Genomic DNA, 26338 nt, shown 5'->3' on the forward strand with positions numbered 1-26338 from the left:
CCTCAGGCTCAGTGGCACCCTACAGGACCCCTTATGCCGAGGTGTTGTCGTATTCCTCGTTTTCCAGAACCCGCAGTTCCTTGTTGTTCTGGATCTGGATATCCAGGTCACGCAGGCGGCCATCGCCGATACCGTAAATCCAGCCATGGATCGTCAGTGGCTGATCGCGGCGCCAGGCTTCCTGGACCACGGTAGTGTTGGACACATTGATCACCTGACGCGCCACATTCAGCTCGCACATGCGATCCAGTTGGGCCTTGTCATCCGGCAGCTTGACCAGGTGCTTGCGGTTGCGCAGATACAGCTCACGTACCTGCCGCAGCCAATTGTCGATCAGGCCATGGGGTACATCTTCCATGGAAGCCTTTACCCCGCCGCAGCCATAGTGGCCCACCACCATGATGTGCTTCACCTTCAACACGTCTACGGCAAATTGCAGCACCGACAGCAGGTTCAGGTCGGTGTGGTTCACCAGGTTGGCCACATTGCGATGCACGAACAGCTCACCGGGCATCAGCCCGACCACCTCATTGGCAGGCACGCGGGAATCCGCGCAGCCAATCCACAAATACTGTGGGCTCTGCTGCTCGCCCAGCGCCTTGAAGAACCCAGGATGCTCCTCCTCGATGTCATGACGCCACTGCTCGTTGTTGGTAAAGAGTTCAGGAAGGGATTTCATGGTCTCTCGCTTGGTTACGCATTCACGCTACACGCAGCATATTTGCACGCTACATACTAAAGGCTTTCTGGAGCATCCCCTCTGCCTTGAAGGGGGACGAAGGCGGCGACTAACCACCGGTCATATTCATGAACCGTACCAGTTGCTCGCCCGGTGCCAGATTGAAGTCGTGCCGCTCCGGTTTGATGGCCATGGCATCAATGATTGCCTGACGCAGGGGGGCATCCTCCGTGGGGTGCGCCCGCAGTACTGCCCGCAGGTCCACACTGTGCTCGTGCCCCAGGCACAGAAGCATACGGCCCTCGGCGGTAATTCGCACCCGATTACACAAATGGCAAAAATTTTGTGAGTGGGGAGAGATAAACCCGATGCGGCTGTCACTGCCCGGCACCTGCCAGTAGCGGGAGGGCCCGCCGGTTTTGTCCGCCATGGGCACCAGGGTCAGGCGCTCAGAGAGCTGATCCCGTAACGCTTCGGAGGAGACAAACTCCAGCGCCCGATCATGTTCACTGATGGCCCCCAGGGGCATTTCCTCGATAAAGGAGATATCCAGCCCCCGCGCCAGGGCGAAATCCACCAGTGCCGGCACCTCATCCTGATTGCGTCCGCGCAGGATCACGCTGTTCAGCTTGATACGGCGGAAACCGGCCCGGCGGGCCGCCTCGATCCCCGCCAGAACCTTGCTCAAATCGCCGGTGCGCGTGAGGGCCCGAAACCGCTGCGGATCCAGGGAATCCAGGCTGATATTGAGCCGATCCAGCCCACCGGCCTTCAATTCACCGGCAAAACGGCCCAGTCCGGCGCCGTTGGTGGTCATATTCAGTTCATCCAGACCCGGAAGTGCACCAAGACCACGCACCAGATGCGCCACGTTACGGCGCACCAACGGCTCGCCACCGGTAAGTCGGATTCGCCTTACCCCCAGCGACACCAGAACCCGCCCCAGCCGCCCCATCTCCTCCAGAGTCAGTACCTGGGCCCGGGGCACAAAGGTCATATCCTCCGCCATGCAGTACACACAGCGGAAATCACAGCGATCCGTCACCGACAGCCGCACATAGTCGATAGTGCGGCCGAAACGGTCCTGCAGTAGCGGATTGTCAGTGAAAGTGTCAGCGGCCATGGCGGTACTGTAGCAAATGCGGGGCCAAGCCGGGGAACCAGCGCTTACTCGGGCAATAACCTCCCGGTTCCGCCCTCCTGTGGAGCCCTTCGTGGCTCCCCAGCCCCTGATGGCTACCCCACGCCCGTCGGCCGGGACTGGCTCCGGTTGGTCAGGCCCTTGTCGGTCTTGTTAGAATGTTCGCCGACCTGAATGCGGGGCGCTGCCGGACCATGAAACGCCATGTCCGCCATACCCCCTTCATTCCGAATTCATCTACCCCTAAAGGGTTTCCATGCAAATTTCAGAAAACTCCGTAGTGTCTATCCACTACACGCTCACTAACAAAACCGGCGAGACCATTGATTCTTCTATCGAGCGTGGCGAGCCCCTGGCCTACCTGCACGGCGCTGGCAACATCATCCCCGGCCTGGAAAACGCCCTGGTGGGCAAGGCTGCCGGTGACAAGCTGGACGTAACCGTCACCCCGGAAGAAGGCTATGGCGAGCGTCACGAGCAGCTGATCCAGCAAGTGCCGAAAACCGCCTTCGAAGGCAACGAAGAGAATCTGCAGCCGGGCATGCAGTTCCAGGCTCAGACTGAAGCCGGTCCTCGCATCTTCACCATCACTGCTGTGGAAGGTGAGGAAGTGACCGTTGATGGCAACCACCCGCTGGCAGGTGAAACCCTGAACTTCGCCGTGGAAGTCACCGAGGTGCGTGAAGCCTCCGACGAAGAGAAAGAACACGGCCACGTACACGGCCCGGAAGGTCACGACCACTAAGGTCTGCACCTCCCGCAAAAAAGGCGCCTCTGGCGCCTTTTTTATTGTCCCTTGCTCCCCCAGGACTAACCTGACAGTGAAAGCAAGGTGAAAATCTTGCCGTTTTCTCCCTTCTTTTTTAACAAAATGACTCCCTGCCCCGGCTTACTTCAGCTTCTTGTTGTGGATTGTGCACAATTTTGTAAAGCCATATTGAATGTATACTCAGCGCCCAAATAGGATCGATGCTCTTTGATATTTCTGTGTTTCACGGGAGAGCGTCATGCGCTACATAACGATACTAATTCTTTCCGCTTTGCTTTCGAGTATTTCCCTTTCCGCTCATGCGCTGGAAAAACGAAAATTCTGTGTTTTCGACATCATCGGCGCCAACGGCGACATCTATAACATCATGAAGGACTACAAGACCGCCGCCGTTGCATGGGGCGTGGATGTGGAACTGAAACCCTTCACCGATGAAAAGATCGCTGCTGAAGACCTGAAAGCCGGGCAATGCGATGCAGCGGTTCTTACCGGTATCCGTGGCCGTCAGTTCAACAGCTTCACTGGCAGCATGGACTCCATCGGCGCCATCCCCAGCTACGACGCGATGAAAACAGTCATTTCCGTCATTGCCAGCAACACGCCATCCATCAACAAACAGATGATTTCCGGCCCCTATGAAGTAGGCGGTGTTGTTCCCATGGGTGCAGCCTTTCTTTTTCTGAAAGATCAGGAATTGGATACCGTTGAAGAGCTGTCAGGCAAATCCATTGCGGTGCTTGAATATGACAGTGCCCAGGCAAGCATGGCATCCCGGGTGGGCATGTCACCGGTGATGTCAGACATCACCAACTTTTCCACCCGCTTCAATAATGGTTCTGTGGATATCTGTTTTGCACCGATCATGGGCTTCTCTGCGCTCGAGCTATACAAGGGCATGGCGCCGGATGGCGGCATCCTGGATTACACCCTCGGCCAGCTCAGTGCCCAGATCATTCTCAAGAAGGACAAGTTCCCGGCGGATTATGCCCAGCAGTCCCGGGAATTCATGTATGGCCAATTTGACCGTGCCATGCGCCTGATTGAGAACGCCAGCAACGAAGTTGATGATAAGTGGTGGATCCGGATCCCGGACGCGGACAAGTTGCGCTATGACGAGATGATGCGTGAAGCGCGAGTCGCTCTGACTAAGGACGGCGTCTACGACAAATCGATGATGGGCCTGCTCAGAAAGGTTCGCTGCAAGCTGGAACCGACACGGGCGGAATGCGTTAACCCGATGGAATAATGTCTCTCGGGCCGGGAGGAGCTCTCTCCCGGCCCTGTCTTTCAGGACCAACTCACAGCACGGATAGCAGTCTCTCTGTATCCAGATGTTCCTCGATCAAATCTGCCAGCCGGTCCAGATCCTTCTGTCGATGATCATCGTAATCCACCGCCCGCTCACCACGAAGTCCCGCCCATTGCAGTATCCCGTTGCAGGCCTCGGCACGATCGAACAGGCCATGTAGGTAACAGCCCATGACCTGACCATCGTCGCTGATGGCGCCCTCGTTACGTTCCCCCAATTGCAGCATGGGCCGCAACAACGCCGATCCTTCACTAACGCCGTTGTGAATCTCATAGCCATGAATGGCAGTATCAGCAGGGAGAAAAACGCCCTGTACATTACGCAGCTGCTTGCCGGCAATCAGCCGTGTGGTCATGGCCAACCAACCCAGGCCAGTACTACTGCCGGCATTGCTTTCCAGCCCGTCAGGATCGTCAACCCGGTCCCCCAACATCTGAAAGCCCCCACAGATACCCAGCAGCTTGCCGCCGTAACGCAGATGTTTTTCGATCTGCGAGTCCCAGCCCTGCTCACGCAGGAAGGCCAGATCGGCGCGGGTCGCCTTACTGCCGGGGAGGATCACCAGGTCTGCCGCCGGCCAGCTCTCGCCCATTTTCACAAAGCGAAGGTCGACCTGGGGATGCAGGCGCAAAGGATCAAAATCATTGTGATTGCTCATGCGCGGCAGCAAGGGCACCACCACCTTGAGCGCACCAGCGTCATGATCACCCTGCTCGGCTACCGCGTCTTCCGCATCCAGGGTCAGGCCATGCAGGTAAGGCAGCACCCCAAATACCGGTTTGCCGGTGCGCTCCTCCAACCAGTCCAGCCCACCCTGCAATAGAGACAGATCACCACGAAACCGGTTGATGACAAAGCCCAGGGTGCGTTGCTGCTCTGTGTCGGAGAGAAGCGCCAGTGTTCCGGTGAGATGGGCAAACACGCCGCCGCGATCAATATCCGCCACCAGAATCACCGGGCAATCCACCATTTCGGCAAAGCCCATATTGGCGATATCGTTTTCACGCAGATTGATTTCCGCCGGGCTGCCCGCCCCTTCGGCAATAATCACCTCATAGCGGTTCGACAGATCCGTCCAGGCCGCCAGCACCGCCTCACGAGCGGTGTCCTTGTAGGCGTGATAATCCAGCGCCTGCATGTTGCCCAGTACCTGGCCACGGAGTATCACCTGGGCGCCCATATCGGTCTGCGGCTTTAGCAGCACCGGATTCATATCACTGTGCGGCTCAATCCCGCAGGCCAACGCCTGCAATGCCGTAGAACGACCAATCTCCCCGCCGTCCACAGTTACCGCACTGTTCAACGCCATATTCTGCGGCTTGAACGGCGCCACCGAATACCCGCGCTGCGCAAACCACCGACACAACGCAGCAACAACCGTACTTTTCCCGGCGTCGGAGGTGCACCCCTGAACCATCAGCGTTATCGACGAACGACCAGCCATCGTTTTGTTTTCGCTATTAACTATTCACTGTTAACTATTCACTAAAGTTCAACGCCCTTCTGCGCCTTTACCCCAAGATCCGTGAACGCATGCTTCACCACTTTCATCTCGGTGACGGTGTCGGCGAGTTCAATCAGTTCCTTTGGTGCATAGCGACCAGTGACAACGGCGTGCTGCATGGCGGGGCGGTTTTGCAGATCGTCGAGCACGGTATCCAGATCCAGATACTCGTAACGCAACGCGATGTTCAGTTCATCCAGCAACACCATGTGATAGCTGTCGTCCTGCAACATTTTTTTGGCGATATCCCAGGCGGCACTGGCGGCGGCCACATCCTTTTCCCGGTCCTGGGTGTCCCAGGTATACCCCTCGCCCATGACGTGATAATCCACGCCGGGCAGATCACGAAAAAAGGCTTCCTCGCCGGTACTGAACGCGCCCTTGATAAACTGCACCACCCCCACCTTCATACCATGCCCCAGAGCCCGGGCCAGCATACCGAACCCGGAACTGCTCTTGCCCTTGCCGGGGCCGGTAAGCACCAGAAGGATCCCCTGGTCCTTGTCCGCATTGGCAATCCGCTCACGCATGATTTGCTGTTTCTTTTCCATCCGCCAGGCATGACGCTCAGGACTTTTAGGATCCGGTTTCATACTGTTTTCCATTTTTTGGTTCTTTTCTCAACGCTTTTGAATTTCGTTATTAATCTGGGCAATTAAGAAGACATGTCTTCTGAAGGCTCACTCCGTAGGAGCTATGCTTGCATGGCGAACTGGCGAGCGATCTGCGCAAGCAGGTTCGCCATGCAAGCATAGCTCCTACAGCCTATTAACAGTTTTCACCCCGGCACAAACACCGGCGCGCCGTTGATCTGCCCCACACTGAGCTTCTGGTCATAAAGTCGCTCCAGCGCCTCTGGCACCAGCATGGTCTTGGCGGGCCCGAAGCACAGCTCGCCATCGGGATAGAGCAGTAGCAAATGGTCACACCAGCGGGCCGCCAGATTCAGATCATGCAGGCACATGAACACTGCCGCGCCCTGCTCCGCCTGGCGGTGCAGCAGCTCCATCACCGCTACCTGATGATGCAGATCCAGATGATTGGTGGGCTCGTCTGCCAGCCAGATGGCCGGCTGCTGGGTCAGGGCCGTGGCGATGGCTACCCGCTGGCGCTCGCCCCCGGACAGGGTGCTGACCAGCCGATCGCTGAGCAGACGCAGGGACAGGGCATCCATGGCCTGATTGGCCAGACGAAGATCACTGCCACTTTCCCGCTGCCAGGGGGAAAGAAAAGGATGACGGCCAATCAACACGGTTTCCTGCACCGTGGCTGGGAAACTGTCCTGACGTTCCTGAAACACCACCGCCATTTTTTGCGCCAGTTGCCGGCGGCGCAGTTGAGTCAGGCATTCGCCATCCAGCAACACCTGGCCACTACGCGGCGGCCTTAACCCCGCCAGGGTATGCAGCAGTGTGGACTTGCCCGCGCCATTGGGACCCAGCACGCCCCAGCGCTGGCCCGGCAGAATCCGCGCGGTAAAGGGCTGGCCTGCCGAACGGCCGGGAATATCGACCACCATATTGCTGGCTTCGAGAATCGCCATCACCGACTCCGATACAGCAGGAAGAGGAAAGTGGGCACCCCGAGCAGGGCGGTGATCACACCCACCGGCAACTGCTCCGGCGCCATCAGGGTTCGCGCCAGGGTATCGGCGATGGTCAGCAAGGCGCCGCCGGCCATGACACTGGCCGGCAGAATGATGCGCTGATCATTGCCCAGCACCAGCCGCAGCATATGCGGCACGATCAGCCCCACAAAGCCCACACTGCCGGCGGTGGTCACCGCCACCGCCGTCAGCAGGCTGGCCAGCCCATAGACCAGCCAGGCCAGCGGCTTCACTGCCACCCCCAGAGCCGCCGCCTGTAATGGCCCCCGGGCCAGCACATTGAGGCTGCGCCCCAGCGGCAGCGTGACAATCAGCACCGGGATCAACACCAGCCAGGCCAGCCACGGCGAGCGGGCGTAACTCAGGTCGCCCATCAACCAGTAGAGCATGCCGGGCAAGCGGTCCGCCGGGCTCAGCGACAGCATGAAGGTAATCACTGCCCCCCAGCCGGCGGCGATGACCACGCCGGTGAGCAGCAAGCGAGTCGGCGTCCAGCTACCCCGCCCCTGGGCGAGACCAAAGACCAGCAGGGTGGACAGCAGGGCACCGGCAAAAGCGGAGCCGGACACCATCGCCGTACCCAGACCCAGCAACATGGACGCCAGCGCCCCCACCGCCGCACCGCCGGAGATGCCCAGCACATAGGGATCGGCCAGCGGGTTGCGCAACAGCACCTGCATCAGGGCACCGGCCAGTGCCAGCAGGCCACCGGTGGCAAACGCCGCCATGGCTCGAGGTAATCGCAGGGAAAATACCAATTCGCCAAACAAGGGATCGCCCCGCCCGGCAACTGCCATCCACAACTCCGTGAGGCTCATGGAGACACTGCCCACAGTCACCGCCACCAGCAATGCCAGCGCACCCAGTGCCGCCAGCATCAGCAGGGAAGAGACAGCTCGGCGGCTAATCACGGGCGCGCACGGTGTCGAGATGGCTGCACAGGGTGCGAGTGCCGGCCAGCATCTGTGGCGTGGGCCGCTGCAAGGTGGAGGGCGCCACAAAGAACAGGTTGTTCTGCTGCACAGCACGCAGGGAGGAAAACTGTTTCCAGGGATCCAGCCAGGCGGGATCATCCTCACCCATGCCACCGGCGATGATCACCTCCGGGTCCTTGGCAAGCACCGCTTCACGGCTAATCTTGGGAGCCAGGGATGCCAACTCCCCGAACACATTCACGCCACCGCAGATCTGGATCGCCTCGCTGATCAGATGCTCGTTGTTAACGGTCATCAGCGGCTCTTCCCAGACCTGGTAAAACACCGTCACCGGTGCCGCCTCCGCATAGCGCTGGCGCAGGGAGTCCATGCCACTGCGCAAAGCATCGGCCGCCCCCTGGCCCACCGCTTCGGTCCCGGCCAGCACCGCCAGGCGTTCCAGAGTAGTGCTGATGTCGTCAAAACGGCGGGGTTCGCTGTGATACACCGGCACGCCCATGGCCTGCAGGCGCTCGACCTGTTCCATGGGATTACCACTGCGCCAGGCAACGATCAGATCCGGCTTCAACGCCAGCACCGCTTCCAGATCCAGCCGTTTGTAGCTGCCCACCCGCGGCAGTTTTTCCGCCGCCGGCGGATAATCACTGAAGCTCACCGCTCCCACCACCTGCTCGCCGGCACCGGCAGCGAACAGCAACTCGGTGGCACCAGGGGACAGAGCAATGATGCGACTGGCCGGCTGCTCCAGACAGACCTGTCGATCTGTATCGTCGGTGACACAGACCTGTGCCCGGGCCAGCCCGCTCCCCAGACACAGCATGACTGCCAACAGGGGAAGACAAAGCGATAACAGACGGGCTGGGGGCATGGCGGACTCCGTGTTTCAGTTACTGCACATCGTAACGCAGGCTTACCATTACGGAACGCCCGGCGTTGAGATAGTTCCAGCCACTGAAGTTCTGCGCGGTGGCATACTCCTTGTCGAGCACGTTTTTCATTGTCAGCCGGGTGGACCAGTTCGGCGCAAACTGCCAGCCGGCACGCAGATCAAACAGGCCGAACCCGGAAAGCCGCTGGGTGTTGGCAGCATCATTGTACCTGTGCCCCTGGAAACTGGCGGTGCCACCCAGGGTCACGGTGCCGATGCGACGATCCACATCCAGCCGGCCCAGACGCTGGGCACGACGAGCAATCAACGTATCAGTATCCCGGTCTTCCGGTTTCAGGGCGGAGAAAGCCACCCGCACCTGCCACTCCTGCCAGTCCATGCCCAGGGCTAGCTCCGCCCCTTCGATGCGGGCCTTGTTCACATTGAACGAGGAGCCCTTGCTGCCATCGTAGGCGATCAGGTCATCAATATTGGTGCGGTACACCGCCGCATCCCAGAACCAGTGTTGGTACTGTGCGCGAACACCCAGCTCACCGGTTTCCGAGGACTCCGGTTTCAGGTTCGGGTTACTGAAGAAAAAGGGCGGTGAATCCGGGAAATAAAGATCGTTGAAGGTGGGCGCCTTGAAGGCCGTGCCATAGCTCACCCGTACCCGGTGAACCGTATCCAGCTTGTAGCCCAGGGCCGCAGCCCCGGTCACCTTGCTGCCGTAGGCATCGTTATCGTCATGGCGCAGGCTGCCTTGCAGATCCAGCGCGCCAAAGTGCAACAAAGCCTGACCGAAAGCGGCCTTGTTGTCCCGGTCCGTCACGTCGTACTCGTTGCTGCTAGTGATCTCGTCACGCAGGTATTCGCCACCCAGCACAAACTGATGGGCCCCGGCCGCGAACACATTCTGCCAATTGACGGTACGGGTGCGGGTATCGAAAACGCCGTTACTGACGTCATTGGCAAAGTCTTCGCTTTCGTCCTTGGCCTGGCTGATCAGCACCTTGGTCTGCCAGCCATCGGTGAGCATTACCTCACCTTTCAACCCTGCCACCTCCAGCGCGTAGTCGATATTTCGATCGTCTGCCGGCGTGCTGCCTTCAAATTCCGTATTGCCCTGGGTATGAAAACCGAACACACCGATTTCACCACGGTCGCCAAACCGGTGGCTGATTTTGGCAATGCCGGCGGTGTTGTCGTAGCCGCGCTCTTCACTGTCTTCGCGCAGCTCGATGCCATTAGTGCGGAAGCGATTGATGCCCAGAGTATAACGGGTGCCACCCTGCTCGCCGGAAACACCGGCACCGGCATTCATGGTGCCGAAACTGCCGGCGCCGAAATCCAGCCAGCTGCCATCATCGCGGGTAAATAGCTGCACCACACCACCCACCGCATCAGCACCGTACAGGGAACCGCGAGGGCCACGAACCACTTCCACCCGCTCCAGCATGGCCGTTGGCAGATATTGCCAGGCCGGGCTCCCGGCGGTGGCGGACCGCAACCTCACCCCGTCCACCAGCAGCAGGGTCGCATCACTGGATGCCCCCCGCACGAAGACGCTGGCAATCTTGCCGAAAGAACCATTACTGGTGGTATCCACACCGGGCTGACCACGCAGAATATCTGCTATGTCCACCGGCTGCTGATCGCGAAGTTGTTGCTCGTCTACCACCGTGACAGAAGACAGCGACGCCTCCGTGGTTCGGCTCACCAGGGCTGGGGTTACCACCACCGGATCCAGCATTGCGACCTGTTGTGGTGAGGAGGTATCGGCCTGAACCACCAACGGCAAGACAGACAAAGACAGGGCGGCAGGTGCCACCAGAAAACGCAAAGACATGAAGGAGATCCCCTGTTGCCGTGCCCACCCGCACGGCCTGGATTCAGCCGCGGAGACACAACAGGGATAACCGGCACCGGACGGCACCGTTACACCCCGCCATCGCCCACCGCGACGCCAAGTTTCACCTTCTGGCCGGTCTCCGGGCTGATGAGCGAGGTGGAATACCTCAGCGCGTTCGCCTTCCCATGCACCCTTTCGGGCTTTGGCACAGTGGCACTACGAAACGCGATTCACTCAATCACCGTTGCGGGGGCAGCGTCGGACTGGCTTTGCGAACACCACAAAGCACACCGACTTCCCGTTTAACCCGTCTGTGTGTGAACAGGCGGGCACCGGAAGGTGGCGCGAAATTACCAACGGCGGCGGCAATAAGCAAACGGATACGTGTTGCTTGAGGAAAATTCAGGAGAAGTTGAGCGCCACTCATACCCCCTCCGTTGGAGCCTTGCTCGCAAGGCGAAGGGCCGACGTCTACGATCATCGTTTTCAAGCACTTTGCCTTGCAAGCAAGGCTCCAACGGAAAGATCGGAAGCCAACAAGGGCCTTTACTTGACACATTCAGGCCAAGGACAGAGGATTTGCCGCTTTCCGGCCCCTGTCCTTTTCGGGAGTGTTCCGTGCCCCAGCCTTCCCCTTGGCAAACAGCGATTCCTTCGCCCAGTCAGACGCACCGTGAAACTGCCCTGTCCCGCCAGGGCCAGCTCACCAAACCCGCCGGTTCGCTGGGTCGCCTGGAAGCACTGGCGGTTGATCTGGCTGCACTCCAGAACACCGATACACCGGGTGCCGACCGCATCAGCATCGCCGTCTTTGCCGCCGACCACGGCGTCTGCGCAGAGGGAGTTTCGGCTTTCCCTCAGGCAGTCACCGGGCAGATGATTGCCAACTTTGTTGCCGGCGGGGCTGCCATCAGTGTCATGGCCCGGCATCTGCAAGCGCGGCTGGAGGTGATCAACCTGGGCACCGCCACCCCGCCGCCCACAAGCGACGGCGTGGTGGATGAAGCCATCGCCGCCGGCACCGCCAACCTGGCCCGTGAGGCCGCCATGTCGACAGCACAACTGGAACAGGCCCTGGCCGCCGGTGACCGGGCGGCACAGCGTGCGGCAGACCAGCAGGCCCAGCTTTTTATCGGTGGCGAAATGGGCATCGGCAACACCACCAGCGCCAGCGCCGTGGCCTGTGCCCTGCTGGCCGAGCCGGCGGTGGCGCTGGCCGGGCCCGGCACCGGCCTGGACGCAGAGGGCCTCAGCCACAAGGTCACGGTGATTGAACGGGCGCTGGCCCGGCACGGTGACAACCGGGAACCGCTGGTGGTACTGGCCTCCCTGGGCGGTTTTGAAATTGCTGCCCTGGCAGGCGCCCTGATCGGCAGTGCCGCCCGTGGCATTCCCGTGCTGGTGGATGGTTTCATTGTCACCGTGGCCGCTCTGGCCGCCGTACGGTTACGGCCGGATCTGCGCGACTGGCTGTTGTTCGCCCATCACTCCCGGGAACCCGGCCACACCCGGCTACTCGAGGCCCTGAACGCAGAGCCGGTTCTCAACCTGTCCATGCGCCTGGGGGAAGGCAGCGGTGCGGCGGTGGCCGCGCCGGTGATTCGCAGCGCCTGCGCCCTGCATAACGGCATGGCCACCTTTGCCGATGCCGGCGTCAACAACGCGGAGTAGACCATGACCACCACCCTGTTTGATCTGATCCGTCACGGCGAACCTGCCGGTGGCCACATGTATCGCGGTCACAAGGACGATCCGCTCAGCGAACTGGGCTGGCAGCAAATGCGCGATGCCATTCAGGCGGACGATCAGTGGGATCACATTCTCACCTCACCACTGCTGCGCTGCCGGGAGTTTGCCGCGCACCTGTCGGAGACCATCAACGTTCCCTTTACCGTGGCCCACGATTTCAAGGAGATCAGCTTCGGCGACTGGGAAGGAAAAACCCGGGAACAGGTAGCAGACGAATACGGCGACCACCAGGCCAACTTCTGGCGCGATGCAGAAAACCACCCACCGGTGAACGGCGAAACCATTCAGGATTTCCATCAACGCATCGGTGATGCCTGGGCACTATGGCAGCAGGCGTTACAAGGTCAGAGAGTGCTACTGGTCTGCCACGGCGGCGTTATCCGTATGGTGCTGAGTCATGTACTGGGGCTAAGCCCGGGCAAAGCCATGGCCGGATTCCAGGTCCCCTTCGCCTGCCGCTCGCAGGTGCGCATTGATAACACCGAGCATGGCACCTTGAGTTGTCTGGTGAGGCACGGGGACTAACCCGCCGTCATGCCGCTGAGGAGCGCCGCTTGAGGCGCGAACCGAGCGTAGCGAGGCGACAAAATTTCACAGCAAGCCAGAACTATCCGAAGAAACCCGTCCAGTTCGACAAGCCATCATCGCCCAAGGGCGATTCCTGACCGGGTGAGATTCGCGCCTCAAGCGGCGCTCCTACAAAAGAGCCTCCCCCTTCAACGTCTGCGCGAGCCCCGCCACCGACAACACCACCCGATCACACTTTTTCGCCAGGGCCTGATTCAACCAGCCCAGCTCATCGGCAAAGCGGCGAGTGAGCGGGTCCATGCCGATCGTCCCCAGCCCCACCTCATTACTGACGATCACCACGGAACCCGGATAGCCCGCCAACGCCGTCAGGAAATTTTCCTTTTCGCGCACAAACAGGGCATCGCCCGCATGCAGCAGATTACTCACCCACAGACTCATGCAATCAATCAGCACGCAGGGCGGCGGTGACAAGGTGGCCTGGCGATTCAAGAGACTGCCCAGCTCCACCGGTTCTTCCACCAGCCCCCAGCTGGCAGGACGGCGTCGCTGATGACGACGAATACGCTCACTCATTTCACCATCCCCGGCGGTGGCCGTAGCCACGTACACCACCGGATCGGGTTGCTCCGACACCAACCGTTCCGCCAGCGAACTCTTGCCGGAACGGATACCGCCGAGAATCAGGGAATGTGGCATCAATTCTTTTTCACAAACTGGGTGAGGATGACAATCCGCTGACCTTCCACCCGACCTTCTATCTGTTCCGGGTTATCCTGCACCAGCGAGATATTACGCACTGGTGTGCCACGCTTGGCGGTGAAGTTGGCGCCCTTCACATTGAGATCCTTGATCAGGGTGACGCTATCACCCGCTTCCAGCACAGCACCGTTACTGTCGCGATGCTCGACTTTTTCGTCGTCGCTTTGCCCTTCCCCGGTGGCCTTAGCCCAGGCCAGCGTCTCGTCATCCAGATAGAGCATATCCAGCAGATCCTGGGGCCAGCCTTCCGCCCGCAACCGTGTCAGCATACGCCAGGCCAATACCTGCACCGCCGGCTCCTGGCTCCACATGCTGTCGTTAAGACAACGCCAGTGGTTGATATCCTCGTTGCCGGGATTGTCGATCTGAAAACTGCAGGTTTCGCACAACAAGGCGCTCTGCGCCGCCGTGCCATCCCCTTCCGGCGGCACCGCATACACCGCCAGCGCCTCACCGGCGCCGCACAGTTCGCAGGTCGAATCGGCTCGCGCCAGCAGCGTGGATTCCAGGGTCATTTGTTCGCTCCGTCAATTTGCAGGCCAGTATACAGGTGGGAGAAGGCCCGGAGTGTTCCGCCGGCGAATAAATTAAGCATCCACCTTAGCGTGAACCACAATGATTGCCGTCCAGAAAACTCAGCTAAATACTCCCGACACTGCTCAGAACACCTATTCCACCAATATAAAAAAAAGCGCATTGACCCACGAGAGATCTACTGCCAACCTTATTCCTGAAATTCATAGGAAGAATTTCATACAAACAACAATATCTTAAGGACGCATCATGAAAAAATTCTGGACAGCCCCAATTGCCATCTTGGCAATCTCTATTTCTTCCCCCGTAACCGCAGACCTGAACACGCTGAATGTTACCTTCTCGCCAGATTCCGAGACATTTTACACCGGAGAAACCATCGCCTTCTCAGTAGGCAGTGATGGTTCAGAAGCACAATACCGCTATGTCCTGGAAAGACTCTCAGAAAACGATATCATTCGTATCGAAAACTCTCGCTGGTCCTTTGACACCAGTTATCAGCTTGATACTTCAGCGTTGAATCTTGAAGAGGGCAACTACCGGTTACGCGTTATTTCCAGAGAAAAAGCGAACAAAGATGAGGTCCTGGTAAAATTCAATACTTTTACCCTTAACGGTTACCAGCCCACGCCATGCGAAGCATTTGAAGAGGGCACTTACACCAACATCAATGCCTCGCCGCTAAACCAAAGCTACTCTCTTACCGAAGCGGTGAATATTATTAGCTCCGGCCTGCTACTTACAACGGACGAGAATGCCAATAATATTAATCAAATCAACTTCTCTGAGGGTCAGGTTCACGTTTTCCCTGCAGAACCTATGACAGCAGATGTGAACTTTTATGGCACACATCAAATCAACTTCCCGCAGCCATTGTCCGGCAGCTATAGCTGCCAGGGCGGCACTATTTCGATTAACGCAAGCGGGCAAGCCAGCAGCGCAGGTGGAGCGATCGATTTCGGAGGCCTCATAACAACCATTGAAGGAAACCTGTCAATCGATGGAGCTACCGGCTCTTTGTATAACGGGACCGTGTTTTTCGATTAAGAACAGGAGGGGCAGCACAATGCTGCCCCCTTTTTCGCCTAGCCATCGATAAGGGCTGAAAACGGAAAATAATCCAGAGAATATCCATCTTTGACTACTTCACCCACCGGCACCACCGCCAGCCCATCCGCCCACACCGCAGAACTCAACATGCCGGAACTCTGATTGGGGTGTTTCTCCAGCACCAGATTGCCGTCCTTCTGTACGCAACTAACACGTAAATATTCCTGTCGCTTGCCGGCCTTTTTGACAGAAAAGTCCGCCGGCAGCAGGAAGGGTTCCGGCAAGACTTTTTCAGCACCACAGCAACGACGCAAGGTGGGCAACACCAGCATCAGGTAACAGACCAGCACCGCAGACGGATTGCCGGGCAGACCGAAAAACGGGATGCCATCCACACTGCCGTAGGTGAACGGCTTGCCCGGCTTGATCGCCAGACGCCAGAAATCCAGCTTGCCTTGCTGCTCCAGCACCGCCCGTAGATGATCCTCCTCGCCCACGGACACACCGCCGGTGGAGATAATCACATCCGGGCGCTGCTGAGGGTCGGTGAGAGCACGGGTCAGGGAGGCGTGGATAATGACCGGGTCATCCGGCAGATGCTCCCGTCGCACTTCGGCAAAGCCACTCTGAATCAGCAGCTGCTCCAGTTGCGGGCCATTGCTGTCGTAAATCTTGCCGGGCAACGGCGTTTCATCCGGCGCCTGCAGTTCATCCCCGCTGGTAAGCACCAGCACCCTGGGGGCATACACCCGCACCCGTGACACCCCCACCGAGGCGATCAGCCCCGCCGCCTGGGGAGTCAGGCGCTGACCGGCACGCATCACCACCTCATCCTGCCGGGCATCCTGGCCCGCCGGGCGAATATTCTGCCCGGCGCTGACCGACGCCTGTGCCGGAAGCCGCACCCGGCCTTCGGCGATTTCGCAGTCTTCCTGCATCAATACGGTATCTGCCCCGGCAGGCACTGGCGCGCCGGTGAAGATGCGCGCCACCTGCCCCGGCATCAGGGTGCCCGGCGGGTCACCGGCGGCAACACGCAGCGGCATGGGCAGAGTCAGACCGGGCTCGTCCAGGTCCGCATAGCGCAGTGCCACGCCATCCACGGCGGCATTATCAAAGGCCGGCACATCCACTCGGGAGATCACATCCTGCGCCAGGTACTGGCCACGGGCCTGATTGAGGGCAATCTCCTGGACCCGGGCAAACGGCGCTGCGCTGTCCAGCAATCGCGCCAGGGCATCCTCTACCGGCATCAAACTCATCCGCACATCCCTCCATGCTGCATCGTTGTCATCGTCCTCAACGCCGAACCTGGGCGACAAAGTTGCAGGGCCGATGACGGGCATCCAGCTGGTCGCGAATGATGCGATCCCAGCCGGTGGCGCAGGCATTGTTGGAACCGGGCAGGCAGAAGATCACCGTGCGATTGGCCAGACCGGCCAGGCAACGGGACTGGATGGTGGACGAGCCGATGTCCTCTACGCTGACCTGGCGGAACAGTTCGCCAAAGCCTTCAATGTGCTTGTCGAACAACACACCCAGGGCTTCCGGGGTGGAGTCGCGCCCGGAAAAGCCGGTGCCGCCGGTGGTGATAATGCCCTGGATGCGCTCGTCGGCGATCCACTCGGACACCACCATGCGCAGTTGATAGATATCATCCTTGACGATCTGGCGGGCCTGCAGCTGATGGCCAGCCTCTTCCAGCCGCTGGACCAACAGGTCCCCGGAGGTGTCATTATCGGGGGTACGGGTATCGCTGACGGTCAACACCGCCAGGGCCAGGGGCTCGAAGGCTGCCGCGGGCTTGGACATAGGGGTTCTCCTTGCTGATGGCGCCAATGCTAGCACGAGCCATGCCACAGTGGCTGGACAGCACATCCCGGATTGACCGCTGCCAACAGCCCCCTGTTCGCCACAGTATGCTCACAGTACATTGACGCTATACAACGTGTTTATCGGGAGAGCTGACAATGAGCAGCAGCATGGAAACCGCCCAGCAGGATGCCGCCCGCCTGCCGCGCCTGCCACAACGCAAGCTGGACAATATTCCGGGGGATTATGGTACGCCGTTACTGGGCGACACCATCCCGTTCCTCAAGGACTACCACAAGCTGGTCACCCGGCGGGCCGAAAAATACGGTCTGGTCTCCAAGGGATCGGTGCTGTTTCAACGCGGCGTAACCCTGCTGGGGCCGGAGGCCAACGAGTTTGTCCTCAAGGACCCGGAGCACGTGTTTTCCAGCCGCGCCGCCTGGAACCCGTTCCTGGAAAAGCTGTTCACCGACGGGCTCATGCTGCGTGATTTCGCCGACCATAAATTCCATCGCCGCATCATGCAGCAGGCATTCAAGAAGCCGGCACTGGCCAGCTACCTGGACCGCATGAACGCCCATATCAGCAGCCAGATCCAGCCCTGGCAGACTGGCGAAACGCTAAGCTTCTTCGACCATATCAAGGCACTGTTGCTGGATGTGGGCGCGCAGATTTTCTTCGGCCTGGACATGGGCCCGGAATCCGACAAGGTAAATAAATCCTTTATCGACTCCGCGGATGCCTCCCTGGCGGTATTGCGCCTGCCGATTCCGGGCACCCTGTGGCACCGGGGCATGACAGGACGCCGCTACCTGGAAAAATTCGTCACCGATCTGATCCCGCAGAAACGGGCCAGCGAGACCCCGGATTTCTTCAGCGAGCTGTGCAAGGCCGCCGAAGAAGAAGGCGGCCTGAGCGATCAGGACGTGATGAACCACATGATCTTCCTGCTGTTCGCTGCCCACGACACCACCACCAGCACACTGTGCTCCATCATCTATCTGCTGGCACAGCATCCCCACTGGCAGGACCAGCTGGCCGAAGAAATGGCCAGCCTGGACAAGGACAGCCTCGACTACGACGACCTGGCCAAGCTGGAAAAAACCAGCTGGGTATTCCGTGAAACCCTGCGCATGCGCCCGCCGCTGACCGCCTTCCCGCGCCGCACCGTCAAGGAAGTGACCTTCCAGGGCTACACCCTGCCGCGCAACACCCTGGTCAACCTCTCTCCCCTGTTCACCCATTACATGGAAGAGTATTGGAGCAACCCGCACACCTTCGACCCGGAACGTTTCAGCGACGAACGCGCCGAGCACAAGAAACACTTTTACCAGTGGATTCCCTTCGGTGGCGGCCACCACAAGTGCCTGGGGCTGAACTTTGCCGAACTACAGACCAAGACCTTCCTGTTCCACTTCCTGCAACGTTACAAGGTTAGCCTGAAACCGGGTTATGAAATGCCGGTACAGCAAGTGCCGCTGATCATGCCCAAGGATGGTTTGCCGGTGGTGCTGGAAAAGCGGTAAAGCAGCACGGCTTCGCCTCCAGCGACGAGCTGCTAGCCGCTAGCTACAACGCCGCTGCAGGAGCGTCGCTGGCGGCGCGATTGAATGTAGGAGCACCTCTCTCTGTGCTCTGCGAGTATGAGGTGCGAACCGAGCGTAGCGAGGCAACAGGGGGAACGTCAGCCGTTCTTACTGAAACCTGTCGAGCTCTGGAATGCCTGATCGCCCTGCGGTCGATATCCACGCAAGCCCGGTTCGCGGCTCAAGCTCCGCTCCTACAGCGGCTTTGTAGAAATGCCGAGGTCCTGGGAACTTTCCACCCGTTCCCTATCCAACGAGCGTAGCTCGTAGCTTTACTCTTCAGGCATGAATCCGGTCCCGGTTTGCGGCTATACTGCGGGCACATTTTTTACCCGATAGACAGCCATGAAGTACGCCATCCTGCCGGTCACACCCTTCCAGCAAAACTGCTCCTTCCTGAAATGCGACACCACCGACAAGGTGGCCATCGTCGATCCCGGCGGCGATCTGGACAAGATTCTGGAAGCCCTGCAGCAGGTCGGCGGCACGCCGGAAAAGATTCTCGTCACCCACGCCCACCTGGACCACATCGGCGCCGTGGCCGAGCTCGCAGAAAAACTGGATCTGCCCATCGAAGGGCCACACACCGACGACCAGTTCTGGATCGACATGCTGCCCCAGCAGGCGCAGATGATGGGCTTTCCCGCCTCGCGTCCGTTCACCCCGAACCGCTGGCTCGAGGAAGGCGACACCGTCACCGTGGGCGAAACCCGTCTCCAGGTGCGTCACTGCCCGGGCCACACCCCGGGGCATGTGGTGTTCTACCAGCCGGAAAGCAAACTGGTGGTGGTCGGCGATGTGCTGTTCAACGGTTCCATCGGCCGCACGGATTTCCCCAAGGGGGATTTCGACACCCTGGTCCAGGCCATCAAGGACAAGTTGCTGACCCTGGATGACGATGTATCCTTCATCCCCGGCCACGGCCCCATGTCCACTATCGGCCACGAGCGGGCCAACAATCCCTTCGTTTCCGGCAAACACGGTTGAGGCAGAGATGGAATCCAGCGCAATGAAATGGGGCCTGACAATTGCCGTTATCCTGGTGGCCTGGCTGTTGTCCGTATTACTGCGGGGCGCCACCCGGCGCCTGGGCCGACGTCGTGATTTCAGCCGGGCACGTATCTTCCAGACGGCAGTCGTGATCAACAGCGCCTGTGTGGTACTGGCTCTGCTGTCCATCGGCATCCTCTGGGGCCTGAACGGCAGCGGCCTGATGGTGTTCGCCACATCGATGATGGCCCTGCTGGGTGTGGCCCTGTTTGCCAGCTGGTCCATGCTCAGCAACACCACCGCCGCCATTATCCTGTTCTTCAGCGCCCCCTACCGGGTGGGCGATCGCATCCGCCTGCTCGATGGCGACAACACGGTCACCGGGCAGATCCGTTACATGGGGCTGATCTTCATCACCGTTCAGGACGAGTTGGGCCACCGCTACACCCTGCCCAACAACCTGCTGCTGCAGAAGACCGTGATTCGCCTGCGCGGCGACACCCTGCCCAAAGACCAGAAACACTGCCGGGCTGACTAACACACCCGCGACAGAGTAAAGTGACACCTTATTGAAAGGCCTTGCCGGTTTGGGCCGTTGCTGATCAACACAAGGACGACACCATGCGGCTGCTCTTTCCCCTGATCTTCATCACCCTGCTGGCCGGCTGTCAGAACGGTACTGAGGCCGGCAACACCCTGCCGGACGCCTGTTACCAGGCGCCGGAAACCGGCATGTGCAAGGCGGCTTTCCAGCGTTACTACTACGATCAGGAAAGTGACAGCTGCAAGAGCTTTACCTGGGGTGGCTGCAAGGGCAGCGTGCCCTTCGACACACAGGACGCCTGCGTGCAGACCTGTAATGCCAGCAACAGCGAGCCTGCCAACCCGGCGAAAACCTATCGCAGCAAGGGAGATCCGCAATGAGTCAAACATCGTCCCTGGGCATGGCCCGGGCGGTTTATGTACTTCACCTGGTGGGGCTGATCACCGGTGGGCTGACCGCCGTTGCCGGAGTTATCATTGCCCACCTGTACGCCGGGGATGCACCACCGCCCCTGCGTGAGCACTTCCGCTTCCAGTACCGCACCTTCTGGATAGGCCTGCTCTACAGCGTCATTGCCGGCATCACCACCCTGGCCTTTATCGGCTGGCTGCTGATGGTAGTGATTACTATCTGGTGGATCGTGCGCTGTGCCCGCGGCCTGAGCACCCTGAATCGCAACGTGGCGCCTGCCCGGGTCGACACCTGGGGCTTCTGAGTTGTCACAATATTGTCACCACGGCCCGCCAGACTGGTGGGCCAATCAAGGAGATAACATGCTGTCCCTGCGCCTTATACCTCTCGTCCTCTGCGCCCTGTTCCTGTCCGCCTGTGCCCGCAGCCCGGTGGTCCAGCTCTATGATGGCCCCGCCAAGTCCGACAGCCAGGTGCTGACCGTGCGGGTGCCCAGTGAAATCGAAGTGTTCACCATCAACGGCAAGGAAGTGGATGGCGTGAATACCTTCTTCGCCACCGACTTCAAGGAACTCAAGCTGGCCCCCGGCCGCTACGAAATCCTCGCCTACTACAAGGAGCTGTGGCAGCTGGATGCGGACAACCACGACATCGTGAAAACCAACCCGGCCAACTTCATCGTCGATGGCAAGGCCGGCGAGAAATGGCAGCTGGATTACGACAAGCCGGCCAACGTGGAAGAGGCGCGCGCCCTGGAAGATTCCTTTACCGGCCAGGCTATCAACACCGCCACCGGTGAAAAAGTCGCGGCCAAGGAATCCAACCTGATCCTCAAGCGCGGCTTCCTCGCTCCCATCACCGGCGAAGAGGTGAGCACCGCCTCCAGCAAGAACATCGCCCCCCAGCAAAGCGCCTCTCCGGCACCGACCGAGCCTGCTGCGGCAGCGGCAGCAGCACAACCGGCACCCGCCGCCAGCTACCTGGACACCCTCAAAGCCCAATGGAAGCAGGCCACCCCGGAAGAACGCCGGGAGTTTCTGCAGTGGGTAGCTGAATAACGTTACGAGTCACGAGAGGCGAGTCGTGAAAGGCACCTGGGATATGGGATTTCGCTTCTCGCGACTCGGTACTGACACACTTCTCCACGAAGCCGCTGTAGGAGCGCCCTTCCAGGGCGCGAACCTTGCGAAGCAAGGAATCGCCCAGAGGGCGATCAGGACTTGCCTGACGGCACTGGTCTTCCTAGATATGGCTGCCTATCGCTGAGACTTTTCTCGCCTCGCTGCGCTCGGTTCGCACCTCAAGCGGTGCTCCTACAGGGGCCTTGTAGATGAATTGGTCGCAACGTCCGCCGATCACTCCCCCTGAATCGTCGCCACCACCCGTCTCGCGCCGCCGTGATCCCGGTGCTCGCAGAGATAAATCCCCTGCCAGGTGCCCAGCGCCAGTTGGCCATTGCTGATTGGCAGGCTCAGTGACGGGCCGATCAGTACGCTCTTGATATGGGCGGGCATGTCGTCCGGGCCTTCCAGGGTGTGCTCATAGTAAGGCGCGTTTTCCGGCACCATTACATTCAGGTGCCGCTCCAGATCGCCGCGTACATCCGGGTCGGCATTTTCGTTAATGGTCAGCGAGGCGGAGGTGTGCTGGATAAACAGATGCAGCAGCCCCACCTTCACCTCCGCCAGCTCCGGCAAGCCTTCCAGCACCTCACGGCTCACCAGGTGGCAACCACGGCGTTTGGCGGATAATGTCAATGTTCTCTGGAACCACATTTTCGTTCCTCCGGATATTGGCGCCTGCCGATACCGGCCGCACACTCAAGGCTGCAACCGACAGACAAGGGAACACCATGAAACTTAACGGCCAGACCATTGTACTGACCGGCGCCTCCAGTGGCATCGGTGCCGAGGCAGCGAAAATCATGTCACGCCGAGGCGCCACGGTGTGCCTGGTGGCACGGCGTGAAGAGCAGCTACGGGAAGTCCAGGAAATGATCGAGGCAGACGGCGGTTGTGCCTTCATATATCCCTGCGACCTCAGCGACAACGCGGCCATCGACGCCTGTGCCGCCCGCATTCTGGCAGAGCAGCCGCGCATTGATGCCCTGGTGAATAACGCCGCGCATTCCATCCGCCGCCCCATCGAAAAATCACTGGATCGCCTGCACGACTATCAGCGCACCGTACAGCTCAACTACATCGGCGCCGTGGCAATGACCCTGAAACTGCTGCCGCGCTTTCTGGAACAGGGCCACGGCCATGTGGTGAATATTTCCAGCCTCTCCACCCAGGTGCCCATCCCCCTGTTTTCCGCCTACCTGGCCAGCAAGAGCGCGCTGGAATCCTTCACCCGTTCCCTGCAGGCGGAAATGGGCCACCAGGGCATCAGCACCACGGTGGTGTACTTCCCCATGGTGCGCACGCCCATGTCATCGCGCACCGACATCTACAAATACATGCCGATGATGCACGTGAAGAAAGCCGCCGGCTGGATCGTCGAAGCCTGCGAAAAACGCCCGGCCCGCATCGCCCGCCCCATGGGCAAACTGGGCAGCGTCCTGCTCGCCGCCCTGCCGGGTCCGGCCACCAAACTGCCGCAGCCATTGTTCCGAGGCATGGACAAACTGCTGGCCAGCCAGCTGAAGAAGAAGGGTTGATCCAACCTCAAAAAAGATCGATTTACCACAGAGTTCACTGAGTAAAAGAAAAGGGTTTCTCTGTGATCTCTGTGTCCTCTGTGGTGAAAATGCTTTTATCCTGGCCAGGAATCGCGCCGCGAGCGACGCTCCTACGGAGGGGCATTCACCACGTTAATCGCACTGCCCGCCTGCCACTGGCGGATGTTCTCCACCACCCCGTCCAGCAATCGCTGTCGGCATTCCCGGGTGCCCCAGGCGTTGTGCGGGGTAATGATCAGGTTGGGGATATCGTCTGCCAGCAACGGATGATCCGCCGGTGGCGGTTCGCTGCTGAGCACGTCCAGGCCGGCACCGCCCAGGTGGCCGGAGCGCAAGGCATCGGCCAGGGCCGGTTCATCAACAAGGCCACCCCGGGCGGTGTTGATCAGCAAGGCACCGGGTTTCATCTGCGCCATAAACGAGGCATTCACCAGCTTGTCGGTCTGCGCTGTCAGCGGGCAATGCAGGCTGAGCACATCCGCCTGCGGTAACAGCTCCGCCAACGACACCCGCCCGGACTTGCCACCGTGGCGCTGAAAGGATTCCGCCACCAACACCTGCATACCCAGCGCCTCGGCCAGCCGCGCCACCTCCCGGCCCAGATCCCCGTGGCCGATCAGCCCCAGGGTCTTGCCGGCCAGTTCCATGATCGGGTGATTGAGCAAACAGAACTGCTCCGCCCGACTCCAGGCACCGGCCTTCACATCCTGGTCGTAGTGATGCCAACGCGTGGCCAGAGACAGCATCATCGTCAGGGTGTGCTGGGCCACCGAGGCCCGTGCATAGCCGCTCACATTGCACACCGTAATGCCCAGCTCCCGGGCCGCGTCCAGATCCACATTATTGGTACCGGTGGCACAAATGCATATAAGCTTGAGGGACGGGCAGGCTTTCAGGGTGGCGGCATCCAGCACCACCTTGTTGGTGATGACCACCTGGGCACCGTCCAGACGCGCCAGACGATCTTGCGGGCGAGTCAGCGGATGAAAGGTCCAGGGCATCAACGCCGCCAGGGCGGAGAAGTCCATCTCGTCGGGATTGAGGGTATCGGTGTCGAGAAAAACGCCCTGCATGTTCGGTCACCTTTATCGGGGAAGAAGGGAGGTGTTCCATGCTAACGGATTTGCTGGAAAAGATGGGCTTCACCCTGCCACAGCATGACTGGCAGAAACCGGTGGTGGGCGTCAGTGCCTGCCTGCTCGGCCAGAAGGTCCGCTACGACGGCGACCACAAACACAACGCCATCCTGGTCCACCAGCTCGGCCCCCTGCTGCGCTTTCGCGATACCTGCCCGGAAGTGGCCATCGGCCTGCCGGTACCGCGCCCACCGATTCAGGTCGTGCAGGTGGACGATACTCTGCGCGTCAAAGGCTTGGAGAACCCGCAACAGGATGTCACCGAGGCCCTGGAAAATGTGGCCGCCAGCATGAGTGAACCGCTCAGCGGTTTTGTACTGAAAGCCCGCTCCCCCAGTTGCGGCCACCTGAGCACCCCGGTGCATAACGCCGGCGGCCAACAGATCGGCATGGCCTCCGGTGCCTTCGCCCGCAAGCTCCACGAACTGTTCCCCCGCATTCCCCTGGCCAACGACAGCGACCTGGAAAAGCCCGCCTTCCTGCAAAGCTTTCTGCTACAGGTGTACTGCTACCACCAGTGGCACAACAACGACCGCCAGGGCCAATGGCTCAATGACATGCAGGCGCAAAGCGAACAACTGGACGAACCGCTGCATAGTGGGCTGCGGCATTATCTGGACAAGCTTGGGCAGGCAATGCACTGAAAGCAGTTAATAGTTAATAACGCCGCGAAACAGACCTTTGGTCCATAAAGCAAAGAGGCCGCGCCCTGATTATGGGCGCGGCCTCTTGCGTTAAAAATCATGAAAAGCGCGGATCTCGCCAGTTATTAATTATTCATTATTAACTATTACTTCAGAAAATCAGCGTCAGCCCACCGGTAACAATGGCAAACAGGATGGACAACCCGATCAGGGTCTTCCAGGGGAACGGAGGCGGGGGCGGCTCCACTTCGAGCTGCTCTTCCAGATAATTCTTCAGCAGCCTGGTATTTCGGGTATTGGCCTTGTAGATGGCATCAAAGGCATCGCCCACCACCGGCAACAGACCACCGAGAAAATCGATGCCCATATTGCGCAGCATACGCAACTTCACACCCTTGCTGGCCCCGGCCCGCTGCGCTTCGATCAGCACATAGCTGGACAGCACCAACCCGGCGGCATCACCCACCAGCGGCACCAGGCCGATAATGGCCTCGGCACCGATCTGGAATTTGGTAAAGGGGATACCGATACTGCTGTCGGTAAAACGGCTGAACTTTTCCAGCCGCTCCAGCGTTGCCCGTTGCTGGGCTTCAGTCCTTGCTGCCATTACATCTCCACAAACAGGTGGCCGTCTTCTTCCGTGACCGGCCAGGTCTCCAGGGCTTTCTCGCCCCGCACCACATTCAACAACTGCACACCGGGGGGAAAGTTGGCCCACTCGGTCACTTCGCCGGTACGGATATCAAACCGCGCACGGTGCAACGGACACTGCACACACTTGTCTTCAACAATCTTGCCCTTACCCAGCGACGCAAACATATGCGTACAACGGGCCTGAGTGGCATAAAAACCATCGCTCAGGTGATACACCACCAGTTTCTTGCCACCGGCTTCCATGGCACGGCTTTTCCCTTGCGGGAGGTCCTGGCTGGCACAGAGTTCATAACGCATCTTGTTCTCCTTGCTGGCTTGGAAAAATCAATTGTGAGTGACGAGCTGCTAGCCGCTAGCTACAACGCCGCTGTAGGAGCACCGCTTGAGGTGCGAACCGAGCGCAGCGAGGCAACAGAGCTTAACGCTATCCGCCATTCTTTCTGAAACCTGTCGAGCGCTGTAATGCCTGATCGCCCTGCGGGCGATTTCCTTGCTTCGCAAGGTTCGCGGCTCAAGCGCCGCTCCTACAGCGGCTTCGTAGCAATGACGAAGCCCGAGGAACTTTCCAGACATTCCCTATCCAATCGAGCGTAGC

29 protein-coding genes and 1 riboswitch are annotated in these 26338 nt (G+C 59.7%); of the genes, 13 read left to right on the plus strand and 16 right to left on the minus strand.

Annotated elements, in window-relative coordinates; genetic code table 11:
- Positions 1-31: 31 nt before the first annotated feature.
- Together can and moaA are read right to left on the minus strand one after the other, a co-directional pair.
- Positions 32-679, minus strand: coding sequence for a carbonate dehydratase (can, locus tag B3Q33_RS10070; RefSeq protein WP_035245321.1), 648 nt, complete (start codon positions 677-679; stop codon positions 32-34).
- A gap of 109 nt (positions 680-788) precedes the next feature.
- Complete coding sequence (gene moaA / locus B3Q33_RS10075; RefSeq protein ID WP_272961981.1) at positions 789-1802, minus strand: GTP 3',8-cyclase MoaA; 1014 nt, start codon at positions 1800-1802, stop codon at positions 789-791.
- Positions 1803-2076: 274 nt separating this feature from the next.
- On the opposite strand from moaA, the gene B3Q33_RS10080 reads away from it, so the two are divergent.
- Both B3Q33_RS10080 and B3Q33_RS10085 read left to right on the plus strand, forming a co-directional pair.
- A complete protein-coding gene (locus tag B3Q33_RS10080; RefSeq protein ID WP_035245325.1) occupies positions 2077-2565 on the plus strand; it encodes an FKBP-type peptidyl-prolyl cis-trans isomerase in 489 nt (162 codons plus the stop codon).
- Positions 2566-2827: 262 nt separating this feature from the next.
- The gene (locus B3Q33_RS10085) at positions 2828-3835 is read left to right on the plus strand and encodes a putative solute-binding protein (protein WP_272961980.1); all 1008 of its coding nucleotides are present in this window, start codon (positions 2828-2830) and stop codon (positions 3833-3835) included.
- Positions 3836-3887: 52 nt separating this feature from the next.
- Here the strand turns inward: B3Q33_RS10085 and B3Q33_RS10090 are convergent, their stop codons facing one another.
- From B3Q33_RS10090 to B3Q33_RS10115, 6 genes are all read right to left on the minus strand, one after another.
- The gene (locus B3Q33_RS10090) at positions 3888-5315 is read right to left on the minus strand and encodes a cobyric acid synthase (RefSeq protein ID WP_272961979.1); all 1428 of its coding nucleotides are present in this window, start codon (positions 5313-5315) and stop codon (positions 3888-3890) included.
- Between the two features lie 68 nt (positions 5316-5383).
- Positions 5384-5995, minus strand: a complete 612-nt coding sequence (gene cobO, locus B3Q33_RS10095; protein WP_272961978.1) for a cob(I)yrinic acid a,c-diamide adenosyltransferase — start codon at positions 5993-5995, stop codon at positions 5384-5386.
- Between the two features lie 185 nt (positions 5996-6180).
- Entirely contained in the window at positions 6181-6945 is a 765-nt protein-coding gene (locus B3Q33_RS10100; protein ID WP_272961977.1) for an ABC transporter ATP-binding protein, read from the minus strand.
- Positions 6945-7886, minus strand: a complete 942-nt coding sequence (locus tag B3Q33_RS10105) for a FecCD family ABC transporter permease (RefSeq protein WP_084573390.1) — start codon at positions 7884-7886, stop codon at positions 6945-6947. The genes B3Q33_RS10100 and B3Q33_RS10105 overlap by 1 nt, the downstream gene beginning before the upstream one ends.
- A gap of 25 nt (positions 7887-7911) precedes the next feature.
- A complete protein-coding gene (locus B3Q33_RS10110) occupies positions 7912-8811 on the minus strand; it encodes a cobalamin-binding protein (RefSeq protein ID WP_272961976.1) in 900 nt (299 codons plus the stop codon).
- Between the two features lie 19 nt (positions 8812-8830).
- Positions 8831-10660, minus strand: a complete 1830-nt coding sequence (locus B3Q33_RS10115) for a TonB-dependent receptor domain-containing protein (protein ID WP_273010192.1) — start codon at positions 10658-10660, stop codon at positions 8831-8833.
- A 116-nt stretch (positions 10661-10776) separates the two neighbouring features.
- Positions 10777-11015: riboswitch (cobalamin riboswitch) on the minus strand.
- 266 nt (positions 11016-11281) lie between these two features.
- Between B3Q33_RS10115 and cobT the strand changes: the two genes are divergently transcribed.
- Both cobT and B3Q33_RS10125 read left to right on the plus strand, forming a co-directional pair.
- Entirely contained in the window at positions 11282-12334 is a 1053-nt protein-coding gene (gene cobT / locus B3Q33_RS10120; protein WP_272961974.1) for a nicotinate-nucleotide--dimethylbenzimidazole phosphoribosyltransferase, read from the plus strand.
- A gap of 3 nt (positions 12335-12337) precedes the next feature.
- Positions 12338-12937, plus strand: coding sequence for a histidine phosphatase family protein (locus tag B3Q33_RS10125; protein ID WP_272961973.1), 600 nt, complete (start codon positions 12338-12340; stop codon positions 12935-12937).
- Between the two features lie 171 nt (positions 12938-13108).
- Here B3Q33_RS10125 and cobU read toward each other — a convergent pair whose 3' ends face one another.
- Both cobU and B3Q33_RS10135 read right to left on the minus strand, forming a co-directional pair.
- On the minus strand, positions 13109-13639 hold the full coding sequence (gene cobU / locus B3Q33_RS10130; protein ID WP_272961972.1) for a bifunctional adenosylcobinamide kinase/adenosylcobinamide-phosphate guanylyltransferase: 531 nt from the start codon (positions 13637-13639) through the stop codon (positions 13109-13111).
- Positions 13639-14217 (minus strand): PhnA domain-containing protein, encoded by a 579-nt coding sequence (locus B3Q33_RS10135; RefSeq protein WP_272961971.1) that lies wholly within the window; start codon positions 14215-14217, stop codon positions 13639-13641. Before B3Q33_RS10135 ends, cobU begins: the two co-directional genes overlap by 1 nt.
- Positions 14218-14485: 268 nt before the next feature.
- Between B3Q33_RS10135 and B3Q33_RS10140 the strand changes: the two genes are divergently transcribed.
- Positions 14486-15283, plus strand: coding sequence for a hypothetical protein (locus B3Q33_RS10140; protein WP_272961970.1), 798 nt, complete (start codon positions 14486-14488; stop codon positions 15281-15283).
- 38 nt (positions 15284-15321) lie between these two features.
- On the opposite strand, the gene glp is transcribed toward B3Q33_RS10140, so the two are convergent.
- Both glp and moaB read right to left on the minus strand, forming a co-directional pair.
- Entirely contained in the window at positions 15322-16548 is a 1227-nt protein-coding gene (glp, locus tag B3Q33_RS10145) for a gephyrin-like molybdotransferase Glp (RefSeq protein WP_272961969.1), read from the minus strand.
- A 37-nt stretch (positions 16549-16585) separates the two neighbouring features.
- Positions 16586-17098 carry a molybdenum cofactor biosynthesis protein B gene (moaB, locus tag B3Q33_RS10150; RefSeq protein WP_272961968.1) on the minus strand — a complete coding sequence of 171 codons (513 nt, stop codon included), beginning with the start codon at positions 17096-17098 and terminating at the stop codon, positions 16586-16588.
- Positions 17099-17256: 158 nt separating this feature from the next.
- Between moaB and B3Q33_RS10155 the strand changes: the two genes are divergently transcribed.
- From B3Q33_RS10155 to B3Q33_RS10180, 6 genes are all read left to right on the plus strand, one after another.
- Positions 17257-18624: a cytochrome P450 gene (locus B3Q33_RS10155; protein ID WP_272974499.1), complete on the plus strand. Its 1368-nt coding sequence runs from the start codon at positions 17257-17259 to the stop codon at positions 18622-18624.
- Positions 18625-19029: 405 nt separating this feature from the next.
- Positions 19030-19671, plus strand: coding sequence for an MBL fold metallo-hydrolase (locus B3Q33_RS10160; RefSeq protein WP_035245344.1), 642 nt, complete (start codon positions 19030-19032; stop codon positions 19669-19671).
- A 7-nt stretch (positions 19672-19678) separates the two neighbouring features.
- The gene (locus tag B3Q33_RS10165; protein WP_035245345.1) at positions 19679-20212 is read left to right on the plus strand and encodes a mechanosensitive ion channel domain-containing protein; all 534 of its coding nucleotides are present in this window, start codon (positions 19679-19681) and stop codon (positions 20210-20212) included.
- 83 nt (positions 20213-20295) lie between these two features.
- Entirely contained in the window at positions 20296-20598 is a 303-nt protein-coding gene (locus tag B3Q33_RS10170; protein ID WP_035245346.1) for a BPTI/Kunitz domain-containing protein, read from the plus strand.
- Positions 20595-20933 carry a DUF4870 family protein gene (locus B3Q33_RS10175; RefSeq protein WP_272961965.1) on the plus strand — a complete coding sequence of 113 codons (339 nt, stop codon included), beginning with the start codon at positions 20595-20597 and terminating at the stop codon, positions 20931-20933. The genes B3Q33_RS10170 and B3Q33_RS10175 overlap by 4 nt, the downstream gene beginning before the upstream one ends.
- A 58-nt stretch (positions 20934-20991) precedes the next feature.
- Positions 20992-21687 (plus strand): DUF2057 domain-containing protein, encoded by a 696-nt coding sequence (locus B3Q33_RS10180; RefSeq protein ID WP_272961964.1) that lies wholly within the window; start codon positions 20992-20994, stop codon positions 21685-21687.
- Positions 21688-21984: 297 nt separating this feature from the next.
- On the opposite strand, the gene B3Q33_RS10185 is transcribed toward B3Q33_RS10180, so the two are convergent.
- Positions 21985-22404: a secondary thiamine-phosphate synthase enzyme YjbQ gene (locus B3Q33_RS10185; protein ID WP_272961963.1), complete on the minus strand. Its 420-nt coding sequence runs from the start codon at positions 22402-22404 to the stop codon at positions 21985-21987.
- A gap of 77 nt (positions 22405-22481) precedes the next feature.
- Between B3Q33_RS10185 and B3Q33_RS10190 the strand changes: the two genes are divergently transcribed.
- Positions 22482-23288: an SDR family NAD(P)-dependent oxidoreductase gene (locus B3Q33_RS10190; protein WP_272961962.1), complete on the plus strand. Its 807-nt coding sequence runs from the start codon at positions 22482-22484 to the stop codon at positions 23286-23288.
- A 131-nt stretch (positions 23289-23419) separates the two neighbouring features.
- On the opposite strand, the gene B3Q33_RS10195 is transcribed toward B3Q33_RS10190, so the two are convergent.
- A complete protein-coding gene (locus tag B3Q33_RS10195; RefSeq protein ID WP_272961961.1) occupies positions 23420-24382 on the minus strand; it encodes a 2-hydroxyacid dehydrogenase in 963 nt (320 codons plus the stop codon).
- A gap of 38 nt (positions 24383-24420) precedes the next feature.
- On the opposite strand from B3Q33_RS10195, the gene B3Q33_RS10200 reads away from it, so the two are divergent.
- A complete protein-coding gene (locus B3Q33_RS10200; protein ID WP_272961960.1) occupies positions 24421-25089 on the plus strand; it encodes a DUF523 domain-containing protein in 669 nt (222 codons plus the stop codon).
- A gap of 151 nt (positions 25090-25240) precedes the next feature.
- Here the strand turns inward: B3Q33_RS10200 and B3Q33_RS10205 are convergent, their stop codons facing one another.
- Together B3Q33_RS10205 and B3Q33_RS10210 are read right to left on the minus strand one after the other, a co-directional pair.
- Complete coding sequence (locus B3Q33_RS10205; RefSeq protein WP_272961959.1) at positions 25241-25696, minus strand: DUF4112 domain-containing protein; 456 nt, start codon at positions 25694-25696, stop codon at positions 25241-25243.
- The gene (locus tag B3Q33_RS10210; protein WP_103917334.1) at positions 25696-26040 is read right to left on the minus strand and encodes a Rieske (2Fe-2S) protein; all 345 of its coding nucleotides are present in this window, start codon (positions 26038-26040) and stop codon (positions 25696-25698) included. Before B3Q33_RS10210 ends, B3Q33_RS10205 begins: the two co-directional genes overlap by 1 nt.
- Between the last annotated feature and the right edge of the window lie 298 nt (positions 26041-26338).

Source organism: Alcanivorax sp. UBA3183, assembly GCF_002364155.1.
In the GTDB taxonomy this organism is placed as follows: Bacteria; Pseudomonadota; Gammaproteobacteria; order Pseudomonadales; family Alcanivoracaceae; genus Alcanivorax; species Alcanivorax jadensis.